Origin of the sequence: Blastomonas sp. RAC04, from assembly GCF_001713435.1 — a bacterium.
GTDB lineage: Bacteria > Pseudomonadota > Alphaproteobacteria > Sphingomonadales > Sphingomonadaceae > Blastomonas > Blastomonas fulva.
Genome location: NZ_CP016460.1, coordinates 1,424,885 through 1,447,157 on the forward strand (window position 1 = coordinate 1,424,885; position 22,273 = coordinate 1,447,157).

General features: G+C 64.7%; 22 protein-coding genes. 9 read left to right on the plus strand and 13 right to left on the minus strand.

What is annotated here, in order from left to right; all coding sequences use genetic code 11:
* Positions 1–143: 143 nt before the first annotated feature.
* The 6 genes from BSY18_RS07755 to BSY18_RS07780 are packed head-to-tail and all read right to left on the minus strand — an operon-like array spanning position 144 to position 6,344.
* Positions 144–1,079: an RDD family protein gene (locus BSY18_RS07755; protein WP_054134543.1), complete on the minus strand. Its 936-nt coding sequence runs from the start codon at positions 1,077–1,079 to the stop codon at positions 144–146.
* Positions 1,079–2,110 carry a stage II sporulation protein M gene (locus tag BSY18_RS07760; protein ID WP_069050214.1) on the minus strand — a complete coding sequence of 344 codons (1,032 nt, stop codon included), beginning with the start codon at positions 2,108–2,110 and terminating at the stop codon, positions 1,079–1,081. Before BSY18_RS07760 ends, BSY18_RS07755 begins: the two co-directional genes overlap by 1 nt.
* Positions 2,107–3,429 carry a DUF58 domain-containing protein gene (locus tag BSY18_RS07765; RefSeq protein WP_069050215.1) on the minus strand — a complete coding sequence of 441 codons (1,323 nt, stop codon included), beginning with the start codon at positions 3,427–3,429 and terminating at the stop codon, positions 2,107–2,109. The genes BSY18_RS07760 and BSY18_RS07765 overlap by 4 nt, the downstream gene beginning before the upstream one ends.
* Positions 3,426–4,382, minus strand: coding sequence for an AAA family ATPase (locus BSY18_RS07770; RefSeq protein ID WP_054134546.1), 957 nt, complete (start codon positions 4,380–4,382; stop codon positions 3,426–3,428). Before BSY18_RS07770 ends, BSY18_RS07765 begins: the two co-directional genes overlap by 4 nt.
* Positions 4,379–5,698 carry a DUF4350 domain-containing protein gene (locus BSY18_RS07775; RefSeq protein WP_069050216.1) on the minus strand — a complete coding sequence of 440 codons (1,320 nt, stop codon included), beginning with the start codon at positions 5,696–5,698 and terminating at the stop codon, positions 4,379–4,381. Before BSY18_RS07775 ends, BSY18_RS07770 begins: the two co-directional genes overlap by 4 nt.
* Before the next feature lies 1 nt (position 5,699).
* Positions 5,700–6,344 carry a hypothetical protein gene (locus BSY18_RS07780; protein ID WP_069050217.1) on the minus strand — a complete coding sequence of 215 codons (645 nt, stop codon included), beginning with the start codon at positions 6,342–6,344 and terminating at the stop codon, positions 5,700–5,702.
* Between the two features lie 179 nt (positions 6,345–6,523).
* Between BSY18_RS07780 and BSY18_RS07785 the strand changes: the two genes are divergently transcribed.
* Complete coding sequence (locus tag BSY18_RS07785; RefSeq protein WP_054134549.1) at positions 6,524–7,267, plus strand: hypothetical protein; 744 nt, start codon at positions 6,524–6,526, stop codon at positions 7,265–7,267.
* Between the two features lie 113 nt (positions 7,268–7,380).
* Here the strand turns inward: BSY18_RS07785 and BSY18_RS07790 are convergent, their stop codons facing one another.
* The 3 genes from BSY18_RS07790 to BSY18_RS07800 form a co-directional block, all read right to left on the minus strand.
* Positions 7,381–8,484, minus strand: a complete 1,104-nt coding sequence (locus BSY18_RS07790) for an alpha/beta fold hydrolase (RefSeq protein ID WP_216094721.1) — start codon at positions 8,482–8,484, stop codon at positions 7,381–7,383.
* Between the two features lie 74 nt (positions 8,485–8,558).
* The gene (locus tag BSY18_RS07795) at positions 8,559–9,275 is read right to left on the minus strand and encodes a GGDEF domain-containing protein (protein WP_069050218.1); all 717 of its coding nucleotides are present in this window, start codon (positions 9,273–9,275) and stop codon (positions 8,559–8,561) included.
* A gap of 62 nt (positions 9,276–9,337) precedes the next feature.
* Positions 9,338–9,961, minus strand: coding sequence for a GGDEF domain-containing protein (locus BSY18_RS07800; RefSeq protein WP_069050219.1), 624 nt, complete (start codon positions 9,959–9,961; stop codon positions 9,338–9,340).
* Positions 9,962–10,252: 291 nt separating this feature from the next.
* On the opposite strand from BSY18_RS07800, the gene purE reads away from it, so the two are divergent.
* The 8 genes from purE to BSY18_RS07840 all read left to right on the plus strand — a co-directional run bounded on the left by purE (position 10,253) and on the right by BSY18_RS07840 (position 18,587).
* On the plus strand, positions 10,253–10,708 hold the full coding sequence (purE, locus tag BSY18_RS07805) for a 5-(carboxyamino)imidazole ribonucleotide mutase (RefSeq protein ID WP_069050220.1): 456 nt from the start codon (positions 10,253–10,255) through the stop codon (positions 10,706–10,708).
* On the plus strand, positions 10,705–11,799 hold the full coding sequence (locus tag BSY18_RS07810; protein WP_069050221.1) for a 5-(carboxyamino)imidazole ribonucleotide synthase: 1,095 nt from the start codon (positions 10,705–10,707) through the stop codon (positions 11,797–11,799). Before purE ends, BSY18_RS07810 begins: the two co-directional genes overlap by 4 nt.
* Positions 11,796–12,293: a dihydrofolate reductase gene (locus BSY18_RS07815; protein WP_069050222.1), complete on the plus strand. Its 498-nt coding sequence runs from the start codon at positions 11,796–11,798 to the stop codon at positions 12,291–12,293. Before BSY18_RS07810 ends, BSY18_RS07815 begins: the two co-directional genes overlap by 4 nt.
* Before the next feature lie 10 nt (positions 12,294–12,303).
* Positions 12,304–13,485: a dipeptidase gene (locus BSY18_RS07820; RefSeq protein WP_442856579.1), complete on the plus strand. Its 1,182-nt coding sequence runs from the start codon at positions 12,304–12,306 to the stop codon at positions 13,483–13,485.
* A gap of 9 nt (positions 13,486–13,494) precedes the next feature.
* Positions 13,495–14,418, plus strand: coding sequence for a bifunctional riboflavin kinase/FAD synthetase (locus BSY18_RS07825; protein WP_069050224.1), 924 nt, complete (start codon positions 13,495–13,497; stop codon positions 14,416–14,418).
* A gap of 30 nt (positions 14,419–14,448) precedes the next feature.
* Positions 14,449–17,454, plus strand: a complete 3,006-nt coding sequence (gene ileS / locus BSY18_RS07830; RefSeq protein ID WP_069050225.1) for an isoleucine--tRNA ligase — start codon at positions 14,449–14,451, stop codon at positions 17,452–17,454.
* Positions 17,455–17,596: 142 nt separating this feature from the next.
* Positions 17,597–18,169 carry a signal peptidase II gene (gene lspA / locus BSY18_RS07835; RefSeq protein WP_054134558.1) on the plus strand — a complete coding sequence of 191 codons (573 nt, stop codon included), beginning with the start codon at positions 17,597–17,599 and terminating at the stop codon, positions 18,167–18,169.
* Complete coding sequence (locus BSY18_RS07840; RefSeq protein ID WP_054134776.1) at positions 18,162–18,587, plus strand: DUF3035 domain-containing protein; 426 nt, start codon at positions 18,162–18,164, stop codon at positions 18,585–18,587. The genes lspA and BSY18_RS07840 overlap by 8 nt, the downstream gene beginning before the upstream one ends.
* An 81-nt stretch (positions 18,588–18,668) precedes the next feature.
* Here the strand turns inward: BSY18_RS07840 and dxs are convergent, their stop codons facing one another.
* From dxs to BSY18_RS07860, 4 genes are all read right to left on the minus strand, one after another.
* Complete coding sequence (gene dxs / locus BSY18_RS07845) at positions 18,669–20,603, minus strand: 1-deoxy-D-xylulose-5-phosphate synthase (RefSeq protein ID WP_054134559.1); 1,935 nt, start codon at positions 20,601–20,603, stop codon at positions 18,669–18,671.
* A 114-nt stretch (positions 20,604–20,717) separates the two neighbouring features.
* Positions 20,718–21,191, minus strand: coding sequence for a Fur family transcriptional regulator (locus tag BSY18_RS07850; RefSeq protein ID WP_054134560.1), 474 nt, complete (start codon positions 21,189–21,191; stop codon positions 20,718–20,720).
* A 57-nt stretch (positions 21,192–21,248) separates the two neighbouring features.
* The gene (msrA, locus tag BSY18_RS07855; protein WP_069050226.1) at positions 21,249–21,950 is read right to left on the minus strand and encodes a peptide-methionine (S)-S-oxide reductase MsrA; all 702 of its coding nucleotides are present in this window, start codon (positions 21,948–21,950) and stop codon (positions 21,249–21,251) included.
* On the minus strand, positions 21,950–22,150 hold the full coding sequence (locus BSY18_RS07860) for a hypothetical protein (protein WP_069050227.1): 201 nt from the start codon (positions 22,148–22,150) through the stop codon (positions 21,950–21,952). Before BSY18_RS07860 ends, msrA begins: the two co-directional genes overlap by 1 nt.
* Between the last annotated feature and the right edge of the window lie 123 nt (positions 22,151–22,273).

The following is a 22,273-nucleotide window of genomic DNA, read 5'->3' on the forward strand; positions in this document are numbered from 1 at the left end:
GTAGATCAGGTGACCTGCCCCGCATCCGGCGCGTTTCGATTTGAACAACACCCTTACGCCGCAAACGACGAAGCGTTGCAGACGCGCGTCAAAAGAGGGTGGGCTCACATGGCGAAGACCCCGCGCCCATCGGCGCGAGCAGGTCAGCTGTTCTTGTCGGCGCGGCGTCTCCCGAAGCGCAGACCCCGTTCCAGCCGCGCGCGCAACTGGGTATAATACGCGTCCAGGAATGCGCGTTCATCGCCTGATGGCGCGCTCCAGCCGATCTTGGCGCAGATGGTGGCGGCCACCGTTTCCATCGCATCGGGATTGGCGGTGCGCAGCACCTGTTCGAGCATCTGAAGCTCGTATTCGCCATAGACAGAAAGCTCGTCATCCCCGAAGCGATAGCGATCGGGCGGCAGGCTCGGTGCGTCCGCCGCCGCAGCGCCTGGCGTCACACCGTTGGTGACCACCGCGCCCAGCGTGGACCGCGGGGCTTCCACCACCCAGGTCCCCGCGATCAGATCACCGCAGCGCAGCCGGTCCTTGTTGAGCAGCGGGAAGACCAAGAAGATGCCAACCCAGATGATCCCCGACCACGCGGCAAATTCGCTCAGCGTCCCCTGCACCCCGCCCGATGTCATGAACATCAGCGGCAGGAACATCTCGATATCGCGCAGCAGGTTGCGCGCGATCACCGCCTCCGCCGTCAGCCGCCCGCCATCGCGCGAGGCCACGCGGATACCAACCGCGCGCTTGCCCCAGGTCGCGGCCCGCTGGCCCAGCTCGAAGAAAAGGAAATACGCGTTGCGCGCCAGAAACAGCCCGATGATGAACAGCACCACCAGGAAATTGACGAACCCATCCGAGACGGCAGGCAGTCCTGCGGACGAATAGGCCCAGGCGAGCAGCGCCAGCGTCAGCACAAAGCCCAGCACAAGACCGAAAAGCGCGGCCAGATCGATGAAAAGCGCCCCGATCCGCGCGCTGGCAGGGGCAACAGCGACCGCCAATGCGACGCCTTCGGGCGTCACCAGCGTGCGTTTCAGCTTCGGATCGGTGCCGTGGCTGCGGCCCGGCTGCGCAGCGCGCGCCATCAGCTGCGCCTCGGACGGAAAGCGAAGAAATAGGCCAGCCACAGCGCCAGGATGCCATAGCCGATGGCATAACGGACTTCGGTCGCCTGGACGAGCTGGCGGGCAAAGCCTTCGAGCAGCCCGGCGCAGATGAGCATCACAATGACGCCAGTCATCACCTGCGCCGAGGTGCGCCCCGACTGGCTGAGCGCCGCCAGATGGCTGCGCTTTCCGGGAAAACCGAGCGCACGGCCGATATGCAGCCCGGCTGCGCCTGCCAGCAGGATCGCCAGCAGCTCGGTGGTGCCGTGGATCGACAACCAGCCGACGAACTCCACCGTCAGCCCGCGCGAGGCGAAAACCCACAGCATCGCCCCCAGCGTTGCGGTGTTGTAGATCAGCAGCAGCACCGTCGGCACGCCAAAGGCAAACCCCAATGCAAAGGCGAGGATCGCGACCTGGGCGTTGTTGTTGAACAGATAGGCAGCGAACACCGAAAGGCCCTCGCCGTCCTGCTTGCCGAACAGCGTGCCCGCCAGAGCCTCGCGCGAAGCACCGGGAACGCGCACGTCGCTGAACTGCGCTGGCACCAGCCTGTAAAACCATTGCGGGTCGGCATCGACCAGCATGAAACCCAGCACCGCCCCGATCACCATCGCTGCGAGCGCGACCACGATGTCGAACCCGATTGCGCGCACCGCGCGGCTGAGGGCGCCGCCAAAGAAGCTGCGGCACCAGCCGCCAAAGGTGGTGCGCGTGCCGTAGACGATAAAATAGGCGCGCAAGGTGAGCGATTCGAGATAGGCGATGAGCCCGGCATCGAGCGAGCTTTCGCGCGCGATCGACAGGCTGGAGAGCAGGTTGCGATACAACACCGGCAGCGCCATCACGTCATCATCGGCGAGCCGCTTGAGCTTGCCCTTTTCCATCGCGGTGATCATGCCATCGAGCCGCACCCAGTCGGCCTCGCGCTCCAGCCGGAAGCGGTCGCTGCGCAGCACCGCAGCGGCAACCGCCTGCTCGCCGCCGGGATTGGTCACCTGCCCGTTCACAGCTGTCCCCGCCGCTTTATCTTGAGATAGGCGTTCATCAGCCGCGTGCCGATCTCGTCATGCCGCCCCTCGATCACCTCGATCCCCAGATGCCTGAGGCGTGTGATCACCATCCGACGCTGCGCGAGCAAGCCTACGGCCGCGACGCTCTGCGCTACCTGCTCGCTGGTCTCGGGTGTCTGGTCGACAAGCGCGAGCAGTTCCTCGTCCTCCATCGCGACGAACAGCAGCAGGTGCCGGTCGATCAGCCGCCCCACCGATTCGAGCATCAGCTCGGCGCTGGTCGGGTCGGTGAAATCGGTGAAGACGACGATCAGCGAGCGGCGCTGCAATTGCGCGGCCAGCGTCGAGAGCGCAAGCGTGTAGTTGCTCTCCTCGAACCGGTAATCGATCTGCGCGGCTTCCGATTGCAGGCGAAAGAAGTTGCGGCTGCCCGAGACGAACGGCGTGGTGCGCTCTGGCCGCGCGGCGAAGGAGAACAACCGCACCTGATCGCCCGCCTTCAAGGCGACATAGCTGGTCAGCAGCGCCGCCGACACCGCGCGGTCGATCCGCGGCAGGCCCGCAACCGGCTCGCACATATCGGAACCGGAATCGAGCGCGAAGACGATCTGGTTGTTGCGCTCGGTGTCATATTCGCGCGCCAGCAGCTTGGAATGGCGCGCAGAGCTCTTCCAGTCGATCGCGCGACGGTCGAAGCCAGGCTGATACTCCACCAGCGCCTCGAATTCGCTACCCTCGCCGCGCATCTGCCGCGCGAGGATGCCGAAGATCGCTTCCTTGAGGAATACCTGCAGCGCCGGCGCACGCACCGCGGCAATATCGGGCAGGATCGCGACGCTTTCGCCGCTCGCTTGGCTGGCCTGCCGCCAGCCAAGCCCCATCGGCCCTTGCCAGCGGATCCACAGCCGCTCGATCACCAGCGAACCGCGGCGCACCGGATGCAGCGCAATGCTGCCCGACAGGTCATCGGACGGGCCCGAGGCGGTCAGCCCGCCATCGCCGCGCCCGCTCGGCACCAGCCTGGTCTCCACCGCGATGCTGGCCTCCGCCCGGCGCACCGGCGTCCGGGCCGAAAGCTCGGCCTCCACCCCGATCACCACAGCCTGCCCCAGCTCGCTGCTCGCAGGGACCACCAGCCGGATTTCGCGCGCGCGGCCCGCGACCAGCGCATCGAGCGCGGCCAGCAGCAGCATGGCCGCCGACCAGGCCGGGCCCAGCGCCCAAAGACCCGGTGACACCGCCGCCAGCAGCACCGATAACGGCGCTCCGCCCGCAATCAGCAGCCCGGCGCGCAGACTGGGGTAGAACGCAATCAACGCGGCGCCTCGGTGCGCTCGACCAGCTCGGCGACGATCGCCTCGACCCGGCGGCCCTCGATCTCGGCGGCGGGCGACAGCAAGGTGCGGTGGCGCAGCACCGAGGCGGCAAGCTGCTTGACGTCATCGGGGATCACATAATCGCGGCCCTGCAGCGCTGCGCGCGCGCGCGCGGCATTGGCGAGCATGATCGCGGCGCGGGGCGATGCACCGCTTTCGAAATCCGCAGTCTCGCGCGTCGCGCGCACCAGCCGCACGATGTAGGCGACGACATCCTCGACCAGCCTCACCTCGCCCACCGCCGCGCGCGCCGCGACCAGCTCGTCGCCGCTGACCTGGGGCTGGATGGCGAACGCCGATGGCCGCTGTGCGCCGGTGCGCTTGCCGTATTCGGCGACGATCCGCGTTTCTTCCTCGGCGCTGGGATAGCCGACCAGCAGCTTGAACAGAAAGCGGTCGAGCTGCGCCTCGGGCAGCGGGTACACACCCTGCTGCTCGATCGGGTTCTGGGTCGCCACAACCATGAAATGCGGCGACAGCGCGTGGCGGGTGCCATCCAATGTGACGCTACGCTCCTGCATCGCCTCGAGCAGAGCTGCCTGGGTCTTTGGCGGGGTACGGTTGATTTCATCGGCGAGCAGCAGATCGGTGAAGATCGCGCCGCGGGTCAGCGTGAACTCGCTGGTCTGGAAGTTAAACAGGTTGGAGCCGATGATGTCGCCCGGCATCAGGTCCGGCGTGAACTGGATGCGCCCGAAATCGAGCGACAGGCACGCGGCAAAGCATTGCGCCATGAAAGTCTTGGCGGTGCCCGGCGGTCCCTCCAGCAGCACATGGCCCGACGAGAACAACGCGATCAGCATGTGGTCGATGGTGTCGTCCTGGCCGATGATCGCCTTGGCCATCTCCGCCCGGATGCGCCCGCCCAGCGCGTTGATATCGGCAATGTTCATCCCAAACGTTCCTTTTTCCAGGCATGAAGAGCGCGCGCCGCCGCGACTATCGAGGGGCGGTCGCGCGCGGCGCGCATGGATGCGCTCAATGTTTCATAACTGCGGCCCTCGGCATCGGGGGATACCATCGCCAGGCGTTCATCGACCTGCTGATGCGGCATGCCCGCAGGCAGACCCAGCGAGCGCGCCGCGCGTTCCCGCACCAGATCGGCATAGGCAGGCGCGGTCAGATGCTCGCGCCCCAATCGCCGCATCAGCCCGGCGCCACCCTTGACCAGTGCGGTCTTGCCGAAGCCGAAGGGCTGCGCCTCGGCCAGCGCCGGGCCGAAACGGCAGAATGCCATCCAGCCGAACGCGATCGCCGCCAGCGCCAGGCTCACCACCGCACCCACAAACGGCGGGCGGAAGGCGACCGAGAGCAGGTTTTCAGATGTGCCGAGGCCATTCTGGGTAAGATCGAACACCACGTCTCGTTCGTTCCCGGCTCCCGCCACATCCAGTATCTGCAAAGCTTGCGCCGCAGTCTCGCGACTGGCGAGGCCCAGATTGTTCATCAGATCGGCGTCAGCAACAATCACCGTGCGGTACAACGGCCCCCCGAAACCGTTCATAGTCTGCGGTTCAGCTACGGTCTCAGGCGAACTTGGCAAGCTACCATCATCGATCACGGCGACGCGCGCCGCACCGGTTGCGGGGTCAGCCAGCACCGTGCGCAGACCTGAGCCGCTAATCGTAACCCTTGATTTGAGCGCTGCTTTCAGCACAGCAGCCTGTTGTGCAGGCTTCTCCAGGTCGATCGGTGGGAGCGAGGTGAACTCGCTGTCGAAGCCTTCCAGCCGCGTCCTCGCTTGCACAAGCTGCGACAGGACCTGCGGCGCCTGCAGTGCAACCGAGGGCGATTCCAGCCGCACCCACCCGGTCCTCAATCCCTGTTCGGGAGTTGCCTGCCATTTGGGCAGAATGATCAGAGTAGGCCCTAAGGTGCGGCGTTGGTTGACCATCGCTGCCAGCTCTTCGGGGTCGGCGCTGAGCTCTGGCGTCACGATCAGCAGGCCCTGCTGCTGCAGCGAATTCGGGCTGCGGCCATAGCTGACCTTGGTGCCGGTCTGTTCGAGCAGCCGCCCGAGCGCCGAATAGCCGATCGCGCTCACCGAGGCGCCGTGCGCCGCACCGTTGTTGCCCGAACGCAATGCCCCGCCCGCCCCGATTGCGTAGAGCAGCGCAAGAAACGCGGCAAAACCGATCGCCACCATCAGCAGCACGGTTCCGCGTGCGAAGGGATTGGCGCTGCCGCCGCTTGCGTTGCCAGCTGCCATGTCAGCCCCCGTCCAGCGCAAACGCGCGATAGGCTTCGCGCGAGCTGTCCCACGCGCTGCGGTCGAGCGGACGGCGCGCAAAGAAGCTCGCCTCGACATGCCCGGCGATGATGCCGAATGCGCTGCGTGCGCGCGCCGAGAGCGCCTCGAACGCACCGATTTCGCGCGCGGTGGTCGATGGCCGCAGCAGTTCGGGGCGTTTGGCGGCGATGTCCTCGATCGAACGATACAGCAGAAGATGCGCGGCTTCGTCGAACCGGCCCTGCGCCGCGAGCGCATCGGCCTCTTCGAGCAACCGCCGCGCCACGGCCTGATCGGGTACCCAATCGGGGACCGCGGCTGCACGCCGCTCGCGCCAGTCGGCAATGTAAGGGGCAAGGATCACCCACGCCAGCGCCGCCACCCCGATCACCAGCGCGACCAGCAGCAGCTTGCTCAGCACCGGCCAGGCTGCGGCCAGCAGGCGGACCACGGGCTCAAGCACTTCGCCCAGCCAGCGGGTCACATCGCCCCACCATTCGGGCGGCGGTTCGGGCGGTTTGGCGAAGCTGGCGGAAAACTGGATATCGCTGTTCCCGCGCACCTGATCATAGGCCGCGTCAAAGCCTTCTCGGCGGGGTGCGGAAAGATCGGGGCCGGTTGTCACACCCGGTTTGATCGCAGATGCCGCCCGGCGGAGCAAGGCGATTTGCAGCCCAGGGCGGTCGCGCGCCGGACGCTCGCTGTGTCCCGCAGCACTGGACGTGATGCCCCTGAGTGTTAGGCTGCAGAAAAGAAGACTTTGAGGATTCGGGCGCGCGGGACCAGACAACGGGGAGAATTTCCATGGCCAGTCAACCGGCTGACTTCAGCATTTCCAACGTGTTTTCGAATACCTTCGGCGTCATCGCGCGCAATGCACCGCTGTTCCTGGGGTTGTCGCTGATCATCGTCGGCGTGCCCCAGCTGTTGATCGGCCTGGTGCTGGCACCTGAAACCGCCGATCCGCTGGCGCTGATGAGCTCGCCGGGCGCGATCTTTTCAAGCGTGATCGGCTATATCGTGTTCCTGTTCCTCTCGATCGTGCTGCAGGCCTCGCTGATCGTCGCCTCAGCCAATGATCTGGCGGGCAAGCCGGTGAACTTCGGCGAGTGCGTCAACCGCGCGATCGCCAAACTGTTTCCGCTGATCGGGCTGGGCATCGTCGTCGCCATCGGGGTGTCGATCGGCTTCATGTTCCTCATCATCCCCGGGATCATCCTGTACCTGATGTGGATGATCGCGGTGCCGGTGATGATGGTCGAAAACCTGGGTGTGTTCGAATCCCTCAGCCGCAGCTCGGCGCTGACCAAGGGGTCGCGCTGGAAGTTGCTGGGGCTGATCATCGTGTTCATTGTGTTCAGCATGATCATCGCCATCCCGATCGGCGTGATCTCGCTGATCAGCGAAAGCCTCTCGCTGGTCAGCAGCGCGCTGCTCAGCACCGTCAGTGCCGCCGTGGGCGCAGCGGGTATCGCAGCGGTGTATATTGAACTGCGCGGATCGAAAGAGGGCACCAGCAGCGACCAGCTTGCCAGCGTGTTCGCTTAAGATCCTGCCTTTTGCCTCGTCATTCCCGCGCAGGCGGGAGTCCCGCTTCCTGGCCAGCGCGGCTCAGGAAAGCGGGACCCCCGCGTTCGCGGGGGTGACGATAACGCGAAACGTCACTTCTCGCTGCGCGCCAGCAATGCCACCAGCTCGTCTTTCCAGAACTTCGCCCAAGTGTGGGTGCCGTGGCCGCGCGTGTCGTCGGTCGCCTGGATCAGCAGATACTTGCCATCGGGCAGCCGCTTGCCGAAGCCTTCCGCCACGCCATAATCCCAGGGATTGATGAAATCATCCGAGGAGTTGATCCAGGTGACCGGCATGGTCATCTGCTCGACCGTCGCCGAAGGGTCGTAATTGCGCGAGGATTCGATCTGGTAGATCGTGTCATTGGCATCGATGCCCTTGATCGAGGCTTCGATCCGCTGCGAGATATAGGCATCCGCAGCATCCCGGGTGGGAAACGCCTTTTGCAAATAGAGCGGCGCGAAGCCTGCGACCTGCAACAGGCTGGCGGCGACGCGCAGCCCCATGATCGGCGGGCTGGCATAATTGCCGCCGTTCCATGCCGGATCGGCCTTGATCCCCTCGATCGCGGCCTTGCGCCACATGCGGTTGTGCCCGGCGATCGGCATCGGCAGGCACGCCATCGGCATCATCGCCTGGATGAAGCCGGGATCGACCTGCCCCCAGGTGAAGCCGTGCATGCACCCCATCGAGGTGCCCATCACCAGCCGCAGCCGATCGACCTTGAGCCCTTCGACCAGCATCCGCCGCTGTGCCTTGACCATGTCGGTATAGTCATAGGCGGGGAAACCCATCTTCAGGCCATCGGACGGCTTTGACGATTTGCCATGACCAATATTGTCGGGGAGGATGACGTAATATTTCGTGATGTCGAGCGGCTCGCCGGGTCCGAACAGCGCATTGGCGAACTGCGGCTGGAGGAACTGCAGCCCGGTGCCACCGGTGCCGTGCAGCACCATCACCGCATTCGTCACCCGGCCCGAAGCGTCCCGCCTGGGCGTGCCCAATGTCGCATAATGCATCCGCAGCTCGGCCATCGTTTCGCCGCTGCCGAAGGTAAAATCCCTGAGGATGACATCGCCCTGCTGAATCTTCGCCGCATAATCGACCGCCACCTGTCCGGTGGTCGGTCCGGGCTGCGCCGCCAGAGGCACTGCCATCGCCGAGATCGCCAGTGCCACCACCAAAGCCTTCATTCGCATCGCAAACCCCTGTTTTTGCTGTCAGGCCTGCAGCATTGCAGCGAGCGCGCGTGCTGGCAATCGGGATGTTATCCTGCGGCGCGAACCCGGTTGCGGCCGCCGCGCTTGGCGGCGTACATCGCAGCATCAGCCTGCGCCAGTGCCTGTTCGAGCGAGTCTCCCGCCTCCAGCGGCGCGACCCCGATCGAGATCGACAGGACCACCGGCGTTCCATCTGCGGTGGCGACCTCGAGGCCGGCGATGGCCGAGCGTGCCCGCTCGGCGATGACGATACCCAGTTCCTCGGGCATGGCCGCCAGCAGGACGGCGAACTCCTCGCCCCCGACGCGGCCGAGCAGATCGTTCGGGCGCAGCGCCGCCTGCAGTGTCCTGGCCACGATGCGCAGTGCATGATCGCCTGCGGCATGGCCGTGCAGATCGTTGATCGCCTTGAAATGGTCGATATCCGCCAGCAGCACGCAGCCGGGCGCATCGTCGGCATAGTCGGACGCCTGGCGATAGAATGCCGCGCGGTTGAGCGTGTCGGTGAGATGGTCGATATCGGCCTGCGCGCGCAGCACCGCCTGGGTTGCCATCAACTGCTGGTTCAACCTGCGGTTCACTTCTGCCTGGCTGGCCAGGATATAGGTGACGGGGCCGGAGATGATCGCCGGGCACACGGCGGCAAAGGCCCAGAACGGCCAGGGGATATGTTCACCGGTCAATATCGCCATTGCCAGCATGGACACCAAAGTGACGCCCACACTGAACCCCATAGCGATCAGGACTTTGTGCCACTGGGTCATGTAACGCCGCGTAAAGCATAAGCGTTAACGCCGCCCAAATATCGGGCAGAAAACGCGGTGCGTCAGCGGCGGGCGCCACCGCGCAGGCGTTTTGAGCGGTACATCTGGCTGTCCGCGCGCGCCAGAACCTTGTCGGCGCGGTCATCGGCATGGATGAAGGCGTGGCCAAAGGTCGCCGAAAGACAGGGTTTGCCGCCAGAAAACTGCGGTCGGCACGCCTCGATTCCCGCGGTCAGTTCGGCGATCTTCTGCTCGACATCATCGTCGCCGATGGTGCCGAGCAGCAGCGCGAATTCATCGCCACCGATCCGCGCGACGACATCTGTGGAGCGGACATTGGCCAGCAGAACGTCCGCGACAGTGCGCAGCGCCTCGTCGCCCCCGGCATGGCCATAGGTATCGTTGATCGCCTTGAGGTCGTCGACATCGATGAACAAAAGGGCAGAGCGACTGCCATAACGCTGGCAGTGCGCGATCGCCAGCGCCACCGCCTGTTCGAAATGACGACGGTTGTACAAAGGGGTCAGCGTGTCGCGGCAGATTTCGTCCTCAAGCACGCGCACCCGCGCGCTGAGCCTGGCGTTCTGCTGCTTGAGATCGGCGCAGAGCAGCGCAAGCTGTTCATGGCTCATCGCCATATCAGCCTGGGGTGCAAAGGCACCCTCGTCGCCCTGAACGTCGTTCATTCTCATCTGATTTTACCTGGAAGCCCCCGGATGCGATCCTCACGCACGACATAGCAACTATGACGCAGCGCAGCATGATGAAAATTGAGGAAACCATGTATAATCTGTGCACAAGCGGGACAGGATAGACCGCTCGACTGGCCTGCCCAATTTCCTTTTCATGGCGATTGCGGGTGCGGGTCTTTGGCTTTAAGACCCTGATCGAACCAGCAAACCTGCGGAGAGAAATGCGTGGCCGAGCCATCCCACAAGCCCGACCCGGTGCCGGTTGCGCCCCCGGTCGCCATTGTCATGGGCAGCCAGTCCGACTGGGAAACCATGGCAGGGGCAGCGGCAGTTCTGGACGAGCTCGGCGTCGCGCATGATTGCCGCATCGTCTCGGCCCACCGAACCCCCGAAAGGCTGGTGGAATTCGCCAGAGGCGCTGTCGAATCAGGCTTCAAGGTGATCATCGCGGGCGCCGGCGGCGCAGCACACCTGCCCGGCATGGTGGCCAGCATGACCCGGCTGCCGGTGCTGGGGGTGCCTGTCTCCAGCAAGGCATTGAGCGGGCTCGACAGCCTGTTGTCGATCGTCCAGATGCCCGGCGGCATTCCCGTCGGCACGCTGGCCATCGGACCAGCCGGTGCCAAGAATGCAGGGCTGCTGGCCGCATCGATCCTGGCGACAAGCGACGCAGCGCTGGCCGAGCGGCTCGATGCCTGGCGCAGCGCGCAGACCGAATCGGTGGGCGAACGCCCGGTATGAGCAGCGTCATACCTCCGGGCAGCACTATCGGCATCATGGGCGGCGGGCAGCTGGGCCGGATGCTCAGCATGGCGGCGGCGCAGCTTGGCTATCGCTGCCACATCTTCGCGCCCGAAGAGACCAGCCCGGGCGCGGAGGTTTCCGCCGCCAGCAGCTGCGCGGACTATTCCGACGATGCTGCGCTAACGGCTTTTGCCGCGGCATGCGATGTCGTGACCTATGAGTTCGAGAATGTGCCGGTCGCGCCGCTCGCCGCGATCGCGGGCAAGGTGCCGCTTCGCCCCAGCCCCAGGGCTCTGGAAATCGCGCAGAGCCGCATCGACGAGAAGCGCTTCGTTACCGATCTGGGCGGACGCGCCGCGCCTTACGGCTTTGCCGAGACCGCCGAGGATGTCGCGGCCGCAATGGCCATCGCCGGGACGCCCGCGATCATCAAGTCCAACCGCATGGGCTATGACGGCAAGGGCCAGGCCCGCGTCATGCCCGGCGACGATCCCGTTGCGCGCTGGCATGAGGCCGGCGGCGTACCCGCGATCATCGAGGGCTTCGTGGATTTCGACGCGGAGTTCTCCGTAATCCTCGCGCGCGGGCTTGATGGCGATATCCGCTTCTGGGACAGCGCCGAGAACGCGCATGTCGCAGGGATCCTCGATCGATCGAGCATCCCTGCCAGCGCCGCGATCACCGCGCAGGTGCCTGCGGCGCGCGCGCTCGCCGCCAAGGTGGCACAAGCGCTCGACTATGTCGGCGTGCTCACGCTGGAGTTTTTTGCGACTGGCGACGGACCGGTTTTCAACGAGATGGCGCCGCGCGTCCACAACAGCGGCCACTGGACGATCGAAGGCGCTTTCACCAGTCAGTTCGAGAACCACATCCGTGCGATCTGCGGGCTGCCACTGGGCGAAACCGCGCTCGCGTGCCACGGCGCCGAGATGCACAATCTGATCGGCGAGGACGCAAGCCGCTGGCCCGATCTGCTCGCCGATCCCGCCAACCATCTCCATCTCTACGGCAAGCACCGCGCGGCACCCGGTCGCAAGATGGGGCACGTCACACGCATTTCGCTTGAGCCCAGGGCAAGGCAACCATGAACCATCCCGATATCTTTCTGGTGCTGGCGCGCGCGCGCAACGGCGTCATCGGCGCCAATGGCACATTGCCCTGGCATCTGCCGATGGACCTGCGCCACTTCAAGGCGCTGACCCAGAACAGGCCGATGATCATGGGCCGCAAGACCTTTGACAGCCTCCCCGGGCTGCTTCCCGGACGCCGCCACATCGTGCTGACCCGCAGCCGCGACTGGAACGACGAGGGCGCAGAAGTCGTGCACAGCGTCGACGAAGCGATCGCCGCCGCCAACGCGCCGCACGTCGCGGTGATCGGCGGGGCGGAGATCTTCGCGCTGTTCCTGCCGCGCGCCGACCGCGTCGAACTGACCGAAGTGCATGCAGAACCCGCAGGCGATACCGTGATGCCGCCGTTCGATCCGGGCGTGTGGCAGGAAACCGCCAGAACCGACCACGCTGTCGATCCCGACCATCGCGAGCGCCCCGCGTTCAGCTTCGTCACACTGGTCCGCAAGTGACCCACCGGTGATCCGCAAGGTCCTGTTCGGGCTGCTCCTGCTGCTGGCAGCGGGGCTGATCTACGTGGTCACCGTGCTGCCGGGCCGGTTCGAGGCGCAGACCAATGTCGTGACCGACGAGCCGTTGCCAGCGGTCCGCGCCGATGCAACCAAGCTGCACGCGACGCTGCAGATCGCAGATCTGCACGGCGACACCCTGCTGTGGAAGCGCGACCTGCTCGGCAAGGCCGCACGCGGCCATATCGACCTGCCCCGGCTCGAGGCGGGCAATGTCGCGCTGCAGATCTTCTCGTCGGTGTCCAAGACCCCGCGTGGGCAGAATTACGACAGCAACTCCGCCGATACCGACAACATCACCCTGCTCGCCATCGCGCAATTGCAGCCGGTGCGCACCTGGTTTTCGGTGCACGAACGCTCGATGTGGCACGGCCAAAGGCTCGAAGCGGCAGCAAAGGCCTCTGATGGGCGCCTGATGCTGGTGCGCCGCGCGGCCGATATCGACCGGCTGCTCGCGGCGCGCGCTGCAGGCAAGCCGGTCACCGGCGCGCTCTATTCGGTCGAGGGACTGCAGAACCTCGAAGGCAAGGCGCAAAACCTCGACCGGCTCTATGGCGTCGGCATGCGGATGGCGGGGCTGGTGCATTTCTTCGACAATGAGTTGGGCGGATCGATGCACGGGCAGGCCAAGGGCGGGCTCACCCCGTTCGGTCGCAAGATGATCCTCGCGATGGAGGCCAAGGGCATCATCGTCGATATCGCGCATTCGAGCCACAAGTCGGTCGCCGAGATCCTCGCCATGGCGCGGCGCCCGGTCGTCTCGAGCCACGGCGGAGTGCAGGCGGTGTGCGGGGTCAACCGCAACCTTTCCGACACCGAAATCCGCGGCGTGGCCGCCACTGGCGGCATCATCGGCATCGGCTATTGGGACGGAGCCTTGTGTTCGACCGATCCGGTCAAGATCGCGCAGTCGATCAAGCATGTCCGCGACCTCGTCGGCATCGGGCACGTCGCACTTGGCAGCGATTTCGATGGCGCGGTGACCACCCGCTTCGACGCCAGCCAGATCGTCCAGGTGACGCAGGCGCTGATCGATATCGGCTTCACCGAGGCGGAGATTCGCGCCGTCATGGGCGGCAATGCGCTCAGGCTGATCAAACAGGGCATTGAACCCCTGCCCGGCAAGGCCCTATAGGGCAGCGCCATGATCAGGGTAGAAGGTGGCGATCAGCTGCCAGAACGCTTGCGCGGGGGCATCATCGCGCTGGGGAATTTCGACGGATTTCACGCCGGGCATCAGGCCGTGGCGGGACGCGCGATCGCGTGGGCAAAGGCCGAAAGCCGCCCGGCGATCATCGCCACCTTCGATCCGCACCCGGTGCGCTATTTCAAGCCCGATGTCGCGCCGTTCCGCCTCACCAGTCTCGACCAGCGCCAGAAGTTGTTCGCTGAGGCAGGCGCCGATGCGATGCTGGTGTTCGCCTTTGACGAAACGCTCGCCAACACCACCGCGGGCAATTTCGTCGGCGATCTACTGGTCACCCGCTTCGGCGCGAAGGGCGTGGTCACCGGCGAGGACTTCACCTTCGGCAAGGGCCGCGGCGGCAATATCGAGGTGCTGCGCGATCTGGGCGCACTGCTCGGCCTGCGCAGCGAAGCGGTCGGCCCGGTGTCGACCGAGGACGCGGTGATCTCCTCCAGCCGCATTCGCCAGTGCCTGATCGAGGGCAAACCTGACGAGGCCGAGCGGCTGATGACGCGGCCGTTCGCGGTGCAGGGCGTTGTGCAGCATGGCGACAAGACCGGACGGCTGCTGGGCTATCCTACCGCGAACGTCGATATGGGAAGCTATCTGCGCCCGATGTATGGGGTGTATGCCGTCACCGGGCACCTCGCCGATGGCCGGGTGCTGAATGGTGCCGCAAACCTCGGCATCCGCCCGCAGTTCGACCCGCCCAAGGAACTGCTCGAGCCGCATTTCTTCGATTTCGACGAAGACCTTTACGGCCAGACGATCGAGGTCGCGTTGCGCCACTTCATCCGCCCCGAGGCGAAGTTCGCTTCCATGGAAGAACTCACTGCCCAGATCGAGGCGGACTGCGTGCGCGCGCGGGAATTGCTTGCCTGAAGGCCGCGCGCGCCTTAAGCGCCAGCCACTATGACTGAGCCAACTGCAAGCCCCGCCGCGGACTATAAAGACACCGTCTTTCTGCCGCAGACCGACTTCCCGATGAAGGCTGGCCTCGCCCAGAAGGAACCGGCGATTCTGGCGCGCTGGCAGGAGGCGGACCTCTACCGCCAGCTGCGCGATGCCCGCAAAGGCCGCGAAAAGTTCATCCTGCACGATGGCCCGCCGTACGCGAACGGCGACATGCACATCGGTCATGCGCTCAACCATATCCTCAAGGACATGGTCTGCCGCACCCAGTCGCTGCTCGGCAAGGACGCGCCGTATGTGCCCGGCTGGGATTGTCATGGCCTGCCCATCGAGTGGAAGATCGAGGAGCAGTATCGCAAGAAGAAGCTCAACAAGGACGAGGTCGACCCCGTCGCATTCCGCGCCGAATGCCGCGCCTATGCCCAGCAATGGGTGAACACGCAACGCGAGCAGCTCAAGCGCCTGGGCATCAACGGCGATTGGGACAATCCGTACCTGACAATGGACTTCGCCGCCGAGGCGACCATCGTGCAGGAACTGATGAAGTTCGCCGAAAGCGGCCAGCTCTATCGCGGCGCCAAGCCCGTGATGTGGTCGCCGGTCGAGAAGACCGCGCTCGCCGAAGCCGAGGTCGAATATGCCGATGTGACGAGCACGCAGATCGATGTGGCGTTCGAGATCGTTGATGCGCCGAACGCGCCCGAACTGGTTGGTGCCTATGCGGTGATCTGGACGACTACGCCGTGGACGATCCCGGTGAACCAGGCTTTGGCTTACGGCCCTGAGGTTGAGTACTCACTCGTCGAAGTAATTGTGAATTACGAAGAAGGCCTGGCTGCCAACTTGGGTGAGCCCGGTAAGTTCATCGTTGCGACGCCGCTCTTGGAAGCATTCAAGAGTCGGCTTCAAATCGAAAGCCCTGACCTTTTTGCTTGGGAAATAAAGGGCAACGTCAAAGGCTCAGACCTCGCAGGAGCAACCGCCCGCCATCCGATGCACGCACTCGGCGGGTTCTTTGCCAAGCCCCGCCCCTTCCTGCCCGGCGATTTCGTCACCACCGATGCGGGTACTGGCCTTGTCCATATGTCGCCCGACCATGGCGAGGACGATTTCGACTTGTGCAAGGCGCATGGCATCGAGCCGGTGTTCGCGGTCGAGGGCGACGGGCGCTATCGCGATGACTGGGCGTGGCTCGGCGGCGCGGATGAGCGGCGGATGTCGGTGATCAACCCCAAGTTCAACGCACCCGACGGCCCGATCTGCGAGGACCTGCGCGCGGCAGGAGCCTTGCTCTCCGCCGCAGCATTCCAGCACAGCTACCCACACTCGTGGCGCTCCAAGGCGCGGGTGATCTATCGCTGCACGCCGCAATGGTTCATCCCGATGGATATGCCGCTGACCTATCTGCCTGCCAAGACCCGGGCCGAAAAGGGCTGGGAGAATGAAGGCGGCGCGGTCGATCCTGCGGACGAGAGCCTGTGCGCCTCGCCGACGCTGCGCGAGACCGCGATGCAGGCGATCACCGACACCCGCTGGGTGCCCGCCAAGGGCGAGAACCGCATCCGCTCGATGGTCGAAGGCCGCCCTGACTGGGTGATCAGCCGCCAGCGCGCCTGGGGCGTGCCGATCACACTGTTCGTCAACCGCAAGACCGGCCAATATCTCAAGGACTCCGCGGTCAACGCCCGGATTGTCGCGGCGATGCGCGAGGCCGGTGTCGATGCGTGGAACGACGCGGCGGCCCCTGCCCTGCTCGGCCCCGATTACGACATCGCCGATTACGAGCGCGTCACCGACATTCTCGACGTCTGGTTCGACAGCGGCTGCACCCACGCCTTCGTGCTCGAAAGCGGCAAATGGCCCGATCTGACCCGCCCCGAAGGCCATGTCGGCCCGTGGGCGGACCTGTATCTAGAAGGATCGGATCAGCATCGCGGCTGGTTCCAGTCCTCGCTGATGGAAAGCTGCGGCACGCGCGGCCATGCGCCGTACAAGGCGGTACTGACCCACGGCTTCACCATGGACGCCAAGGGCATGAAGATGTCCAAGTCGCTGGGCAACACCATCGATCCGCTGACGCTGATCAAGGATTCGGGCGCGGACATCCTGCGGCTGTGGGCGCTGTCGGTCGATTTCACCGAAGACCACCGCATCGGCAAGGAAATCCTCGCAGGGGTCTCGGACCAGTACCGCAAACTGCGCAACACCTTCCGCTATCTGCTCGGCGCACTCGGCGGGTTTGACGAGAAGGCCGAGGGCGTGGCGGTCGAGGCCATGCCCGAGCTCGAACGCTATGTGCTGCACCTGCTCGCCGAGCTTGACGCGAAGCTGAAACAGGCGGTCGAGGACTTCGACTACAATACGTATGTCCGCACGCTGGCAGATTTCGCCAACAACGACCTTTCGGCGTTCTTCTTCGATATCCGCAAGGATTGCCTGTATTGCGACATCGGCCCCGCGCACCCGCACGGCACCGACAAGCGCCGCGCCTATCGCACCGTGCTCAACGTGCTGTTCGAGGCGCTGGTGCGCTACGCCGCGCCGGTGCTGGTGTTCACGGCAGAAGAGGTCTGGACCACGCGCCATCCCGATGGTGGCAGCGTGCATCTGCTCGAGTGGCCGGTGCTGCCAACCCTCCCAGAGGACGGCGAACTCGTCATGCGTTGGGATCGCTTGCGCGATCTGCGTTTGAGCGTTTCCGCAGCGATCGAGCCATTCCGCAGGGACAAGATCATTCGATCAAGCCTCGAGGCCGAAGTGGCGATCAAGCTGAAGGACCCGCTTGCTGCGGATTCTGCTCTATCCTTGGCCAAGGACGAATTCGAAGAGCTGCTGATCGTGTCTTCAGCGGAAGTCTCCGGCTTTGCGGATGAATCCGTCGCCGAAATCAAGGTCATCGAAGTCACCCGCACCACCCACCACAAATGCGGCCGCTGCTGGCGTCACCTTCCCGAGGTGACCGAGGACGGCAATCTGTGCGACCGTTGCACGGAGATGCTGGCGTGAGCTGGAATATGCCGACCTCCCCTCCCCGTCACCCTGAACTTGTTTCAGGGCCCATTTCTCCCCACGCGGCTTCGGTTGCAGTTGCAAAATGGGTGCTGAAACAAGTTCAGCATGACGACCACGGAAACAGGGAGCGCTTCGCATGAGCCTCACCCGCTATCGCACCGAAGGCGTCGCGCTCGCCATCACGATCCTCGTCATCGACCAGATCGCCAAGTTCATCGTTGCAGGGCCGCTCGCGCTCAAGAGCCGGTTGCAGATCGAGATCACCTCGTTCTTCAACCTGACCTGGGCGGAAAACCGCGGCGTCTCGATGGGCTTCCTCACCGCAGAGACCGACACCGCGCGCTGGCTGCTGGTCGCGCTCACCGGGTTGATCGCCACGGTGGTGCTGCTGTGGATGTGGAAGGAACGCGCGCGCGGCGACATTCTGGCGCTGGGCATGATCCTGGGCGGGGCGCTCGGCAACATCATCGATCGCGCACGCCTGGGCTATGTCGTCGATTATGCCGACCTGCATTTCGGCGCCTTCCGGCCGTTCATGATCTTCAACATCGCCGATGCCGCGATCACCATCGGGGTGCTGTTATTGCTTGCCCGCGTTCTGATAATCGGCGACAAGTCGGCCAAATCTGAGGCCCCTACATCAGGGGTTCAGGCTGGCGGGATTAGCGATGGCGCCCCAGCCGCCAAAACGGAGAATGAGCATGTTTAATCCTAGCCGCAAACTGGCCCTGATCGCCGGGATTTCGGCCGCGGCAACGACGCTGTCGGCCTGCGGTTCGGGCGGAGGCATCTTCAACCGTGACCGTCCGGACGAGTTCGCCGTGTCGCGTCAGGCACCTCTGGTCATCCCGCCCGACTTCTCGCTGACCCCGCCCACTCCTGGCGCGGTGCGTCCGCAGTCGGTCTCGGCCAGCCAGCAGGCGCTCGATGCGCTGTTCGGTGGCCCGCAGGCGCGCACCGGAGTCGAAGGCGCTGCGCTCGATCGCGCCGGTTCGCCCGATACCGCCATCCGTTCACAGGTGGGCGATCCCAAGACGCAGACCACCGACAAGGGCACCACCACCCGCGACATCGTCGCCGCGCCCGAAGGCGATGGTCAGGACGCCAAGGCCTCGATCCCGCAATAAGCGGACGATCACGACAGACACAAAAAAGCCCGACGATCCAAGGATTTGCCGGGCTTTTTTGTGTTCGCTTGCGAAGGGGGATCAGGCGCGCGCGCCATCCCCCACGATCGCCACGCCCGCGCTGTTGTGGCGCAGCGCCTTGAGCACGCAATCGACGATGCCATCGGCATCCAACCCGGCATCGGCATACTGCTTTTCGGGCTTGTCGTGATCCTGGAAGGTATCGGGCAGCCGCAGCGTGCGCAGCTTGAGGCCGGAATCGATCAGCCCTGCGTCCGATGCCATGGTCAGCACATGCGCGCCCAAACCGCCGATGGCGCCCTCTTCCACCGTCACGCACACTTCGTGCGTCGCCAGCAGCTTGCGGATCAGTTCCTCGTCGAGCGGCTTGGCAAAGCGCAGATCGGCGACCGTGGTCGACAGACCCTTGGCGTCGAGCAGGTCGGCAGCCTTCTGCGCCTCTGCCAGGCGGGTGCCCAGCGAGAGGATCGCGACCTTCTTGCCCTCGCGCACGATCCGGCCCTTGCCGATCTCGAGCCGCTCGGGCACCTGCGGAAGTGCGACGCCGGTGCCGTTGCCGCGCGGATAGCGAAACGCGATCGGACCGCTGTCGTGGCATGCGGCGGTATAGGTCATGTGGACGAGTTCGGCCTCGTCGGCCGCCGCCATCACCACCATGTTGGGCAATGTCGCGAGATAGGTGACATCGAACGAGCCGGCATGGGTCGAACCATCGGCGCCGACCAGCCCGGCGCGGTCGATCGCGAAGCGGACCGGCAGGTTCTGGATCGCGACATCGTGCACGACCTGGTCATAGGCGCGCTGCAGGAAGGTCGAATAGATGGCGCAGAACGGGCGCATGCCCTGCGCAGCAAGCCCCGCTGCGAAGGTCACCGCGTGCTGCTCGGCAATGCCGACATCGAAGCTGCGATCGGGGTGCGCCTTGGCGAACTTGTCCACCCCGGTGCCCGAGGGCATCGCGGCAGTGATCGCGCAGATGGTCGGGTCGGTATCGGCGAGCTTCGCCAATGTTTCGCCGAACACGTTCTGATAGGCGGGCGGGCCTGCGGCTGCCTTGTCCTGCTTTCCGGTGACAACATCGAACTTGGCGACGCCATGATATTTGTCGGCGGCCGCTTCGGCCGGGCCATAGCCCTTGCCCTTCTGCGTGACGACATGGATCAGGCACGGCCCTTCGGCAGCATCGCGGACATTCTCGAGCACCGCGACCAGCTGGTCCATGTTGTGACCATCGATCGGGCCGACATAATAGAAGCCCAGCTCCTCGAACAAAGTGCCGCCCATCGCCATGCCGCGAGCATATTCGTCGGTCTTGCGCGCGGCCTGGTGCAGGCTCTTGGGCAGCTTGCGCGCCAGACGCTTCAATGCCTCGCGCACGCCGAGGAATTCGCGGCTCGAGACGATTCGCGCAAGATAGCCCGACAGCCCGCCGACCGGCGGCGCGATCGACATGTCGTTGTCGTTGAGGATCACCACCAGCCGGTTGCCCGCGCGCTCGGCGTTGTTCATCGCCTCATAGGCCATGCCCGCGCTCATCGCGCCATCGCCGATCACCGCAATCGCCTTGCCAGGCGCGCCGGTCATCTGGTTGGCGGTGGCAAAGCCAAGCGCCGCCGAGATCGAGGTCGAGCTGTGTGCTGCGCCGAACGGATCATATTCGCTTTCGGAACGCTTGGTGAAGCCCGAAAGCCCGCCACCGGTGCGCAGCGTGCGGATGCGGTCGCGACGTCCGGTGAGGATCTTGTGCGGATAGCACTGATGGCCGACATCCCAGATCAGCCGATCGGTGGGGGTATCGAAGACGTAATGGATCGCGGTGGTCAGCTCGACCACGCCCAGGCCCGCGCCCAGATGTCCGCCGGTCACCGATACCGCAGAGATCACTTCCTGCCGCAGTTCGTCGGCCAGCTGGCGCAGCTGCGTGGGCTTGAGCTTGCGCAGATCGGCCGGTGTTTCGACGGTATCAAGCAGCGGTGTGGCGGGCAGATTGGTCATTGAGTTCCCTTTCAACCGCAAATCCTAGCCCCATTTGCGGGCTCTGTCGATTGATCGACATGGACAAGCGGTTTGAGTGTAAAGTTTTTTGGACAGTTCCGCAAATGCGGAGTTTCAGTCGCAGTCCGCGCAGCGCCCACGCACCTCGATAACCGGGCGAATATCGACATAGCCTGCGGCTTCCGCGGTCTTGCGGACACTCCGCGACAGGCCGTCATCGTCGATATGCGTCGCCGATCCGCACGAATCGCACACCAGAAAGATGCAGTCATGCAGGCACCCGGGGTGGGAATTTGCGATATAGGCGTTAATGCTCTCTACCCGCCGCGCCAGGTTGGTGCGCACGAACAGGTCGAGAATGCGATAGACGCTGTTGGGCGCGACGCGCTTGCCGCGCGCCTTGCTGACAGCATCGGCGATATCATAGGCAGAGGCAGGCTTTTCGATATCGGCCAGGGCCGTGAAAATCGACTCGCGCATGTCGGTCCACTGCTCGCCCGCTGCTTCCAGCGATACGCGCGCAGCATGGGCAAGGTCTGCCCCCTCATGCTCCTTGTGCCTGTGGCCGTGGTCTTTGACGATGGACATCCGCCATATCTACGCGCGGCACCTGCCGGTTGCAATGGCAACGATGTCGCGCTGCGGTCAGCCGCGTACCGGTTTTGCCGAATAGAGTGCAGGAAAGACACGCTTGAGATTGGCGACCTTCACCGCATCCCAGCGCAGGATGTAGGGGTGGTCAGGGTTCTTGAACATGAAGTCCTGATGATAGGTTTCGGCGGGATAGAACGCCTTGTATGGCTCGACCGCAGTGACGATACGCTTCTTCCATGCGCCCGATTTCTCCAGCTCGGCGATATAGGCACGCGCGACCTGCGCCTGGCCCTTGTCCACCGGCACCAAAGCGGTGCGATAGTGGCGGCCGGTATCCGGCCCCTGCCGGTTGAGCAGCGTGGGATCGGCAATCACCGAGAAATAGACTTGAAGCAGCTGGCCATAGCTGACCTGCGCAGGATCATAAACCACCCGCACGGATTCCGCGTGCCGGGTTGCGCCGCTGGACACCTCGTCATAGCTGGCGTTGGCCTTGCCATCGCCATGATAGCCCGAGACCGCGCTCTTGACGCCCTTCACATGGCTGAACACGCCCTCCACGCCCCAGAAGCAGCCGCCGGCAAAGATCGCGACGCGCTGCTTGCCCGGTTCCACCGCCTTCAGCTTGGGCGCCGGAATGATCTTGGCCTCTTCGGCGGCGAACGCTGCGGCGCCACCATCGACGGCAATCGCGGCAACGCCGATCAGGCCGATCGCGGCAAGGGCGGAAAGAGTGCGGGTGCGAAGGGTCATCAGCTGTCGGAATTCTCCAGAGCCGCTTCCTGCACGACGGGCGCAGCAGGGGGGCTGGCGTCGGCATCGCGGGGTTGCAGGGCAAACAGGGCGACCGCGCCCAGCGCGAATCCACCCATGAAATTGCGGAACAGGTCCGATGTCAGAATGTTGCTCATCTCGATCTCGTCTTCTTGTATCCGCACGACGATGTTCGTCACCAGGACGTGCGGGGTTACAATCTTGGCAGCGACATAAGCCGCGCCGGGTGCGAATCAAGCAATGTGCCGGGATGGCTTTGCTTGGCCCTCCCCAAGCTCGCCTGTTTCGCCTGTATCCGCTGT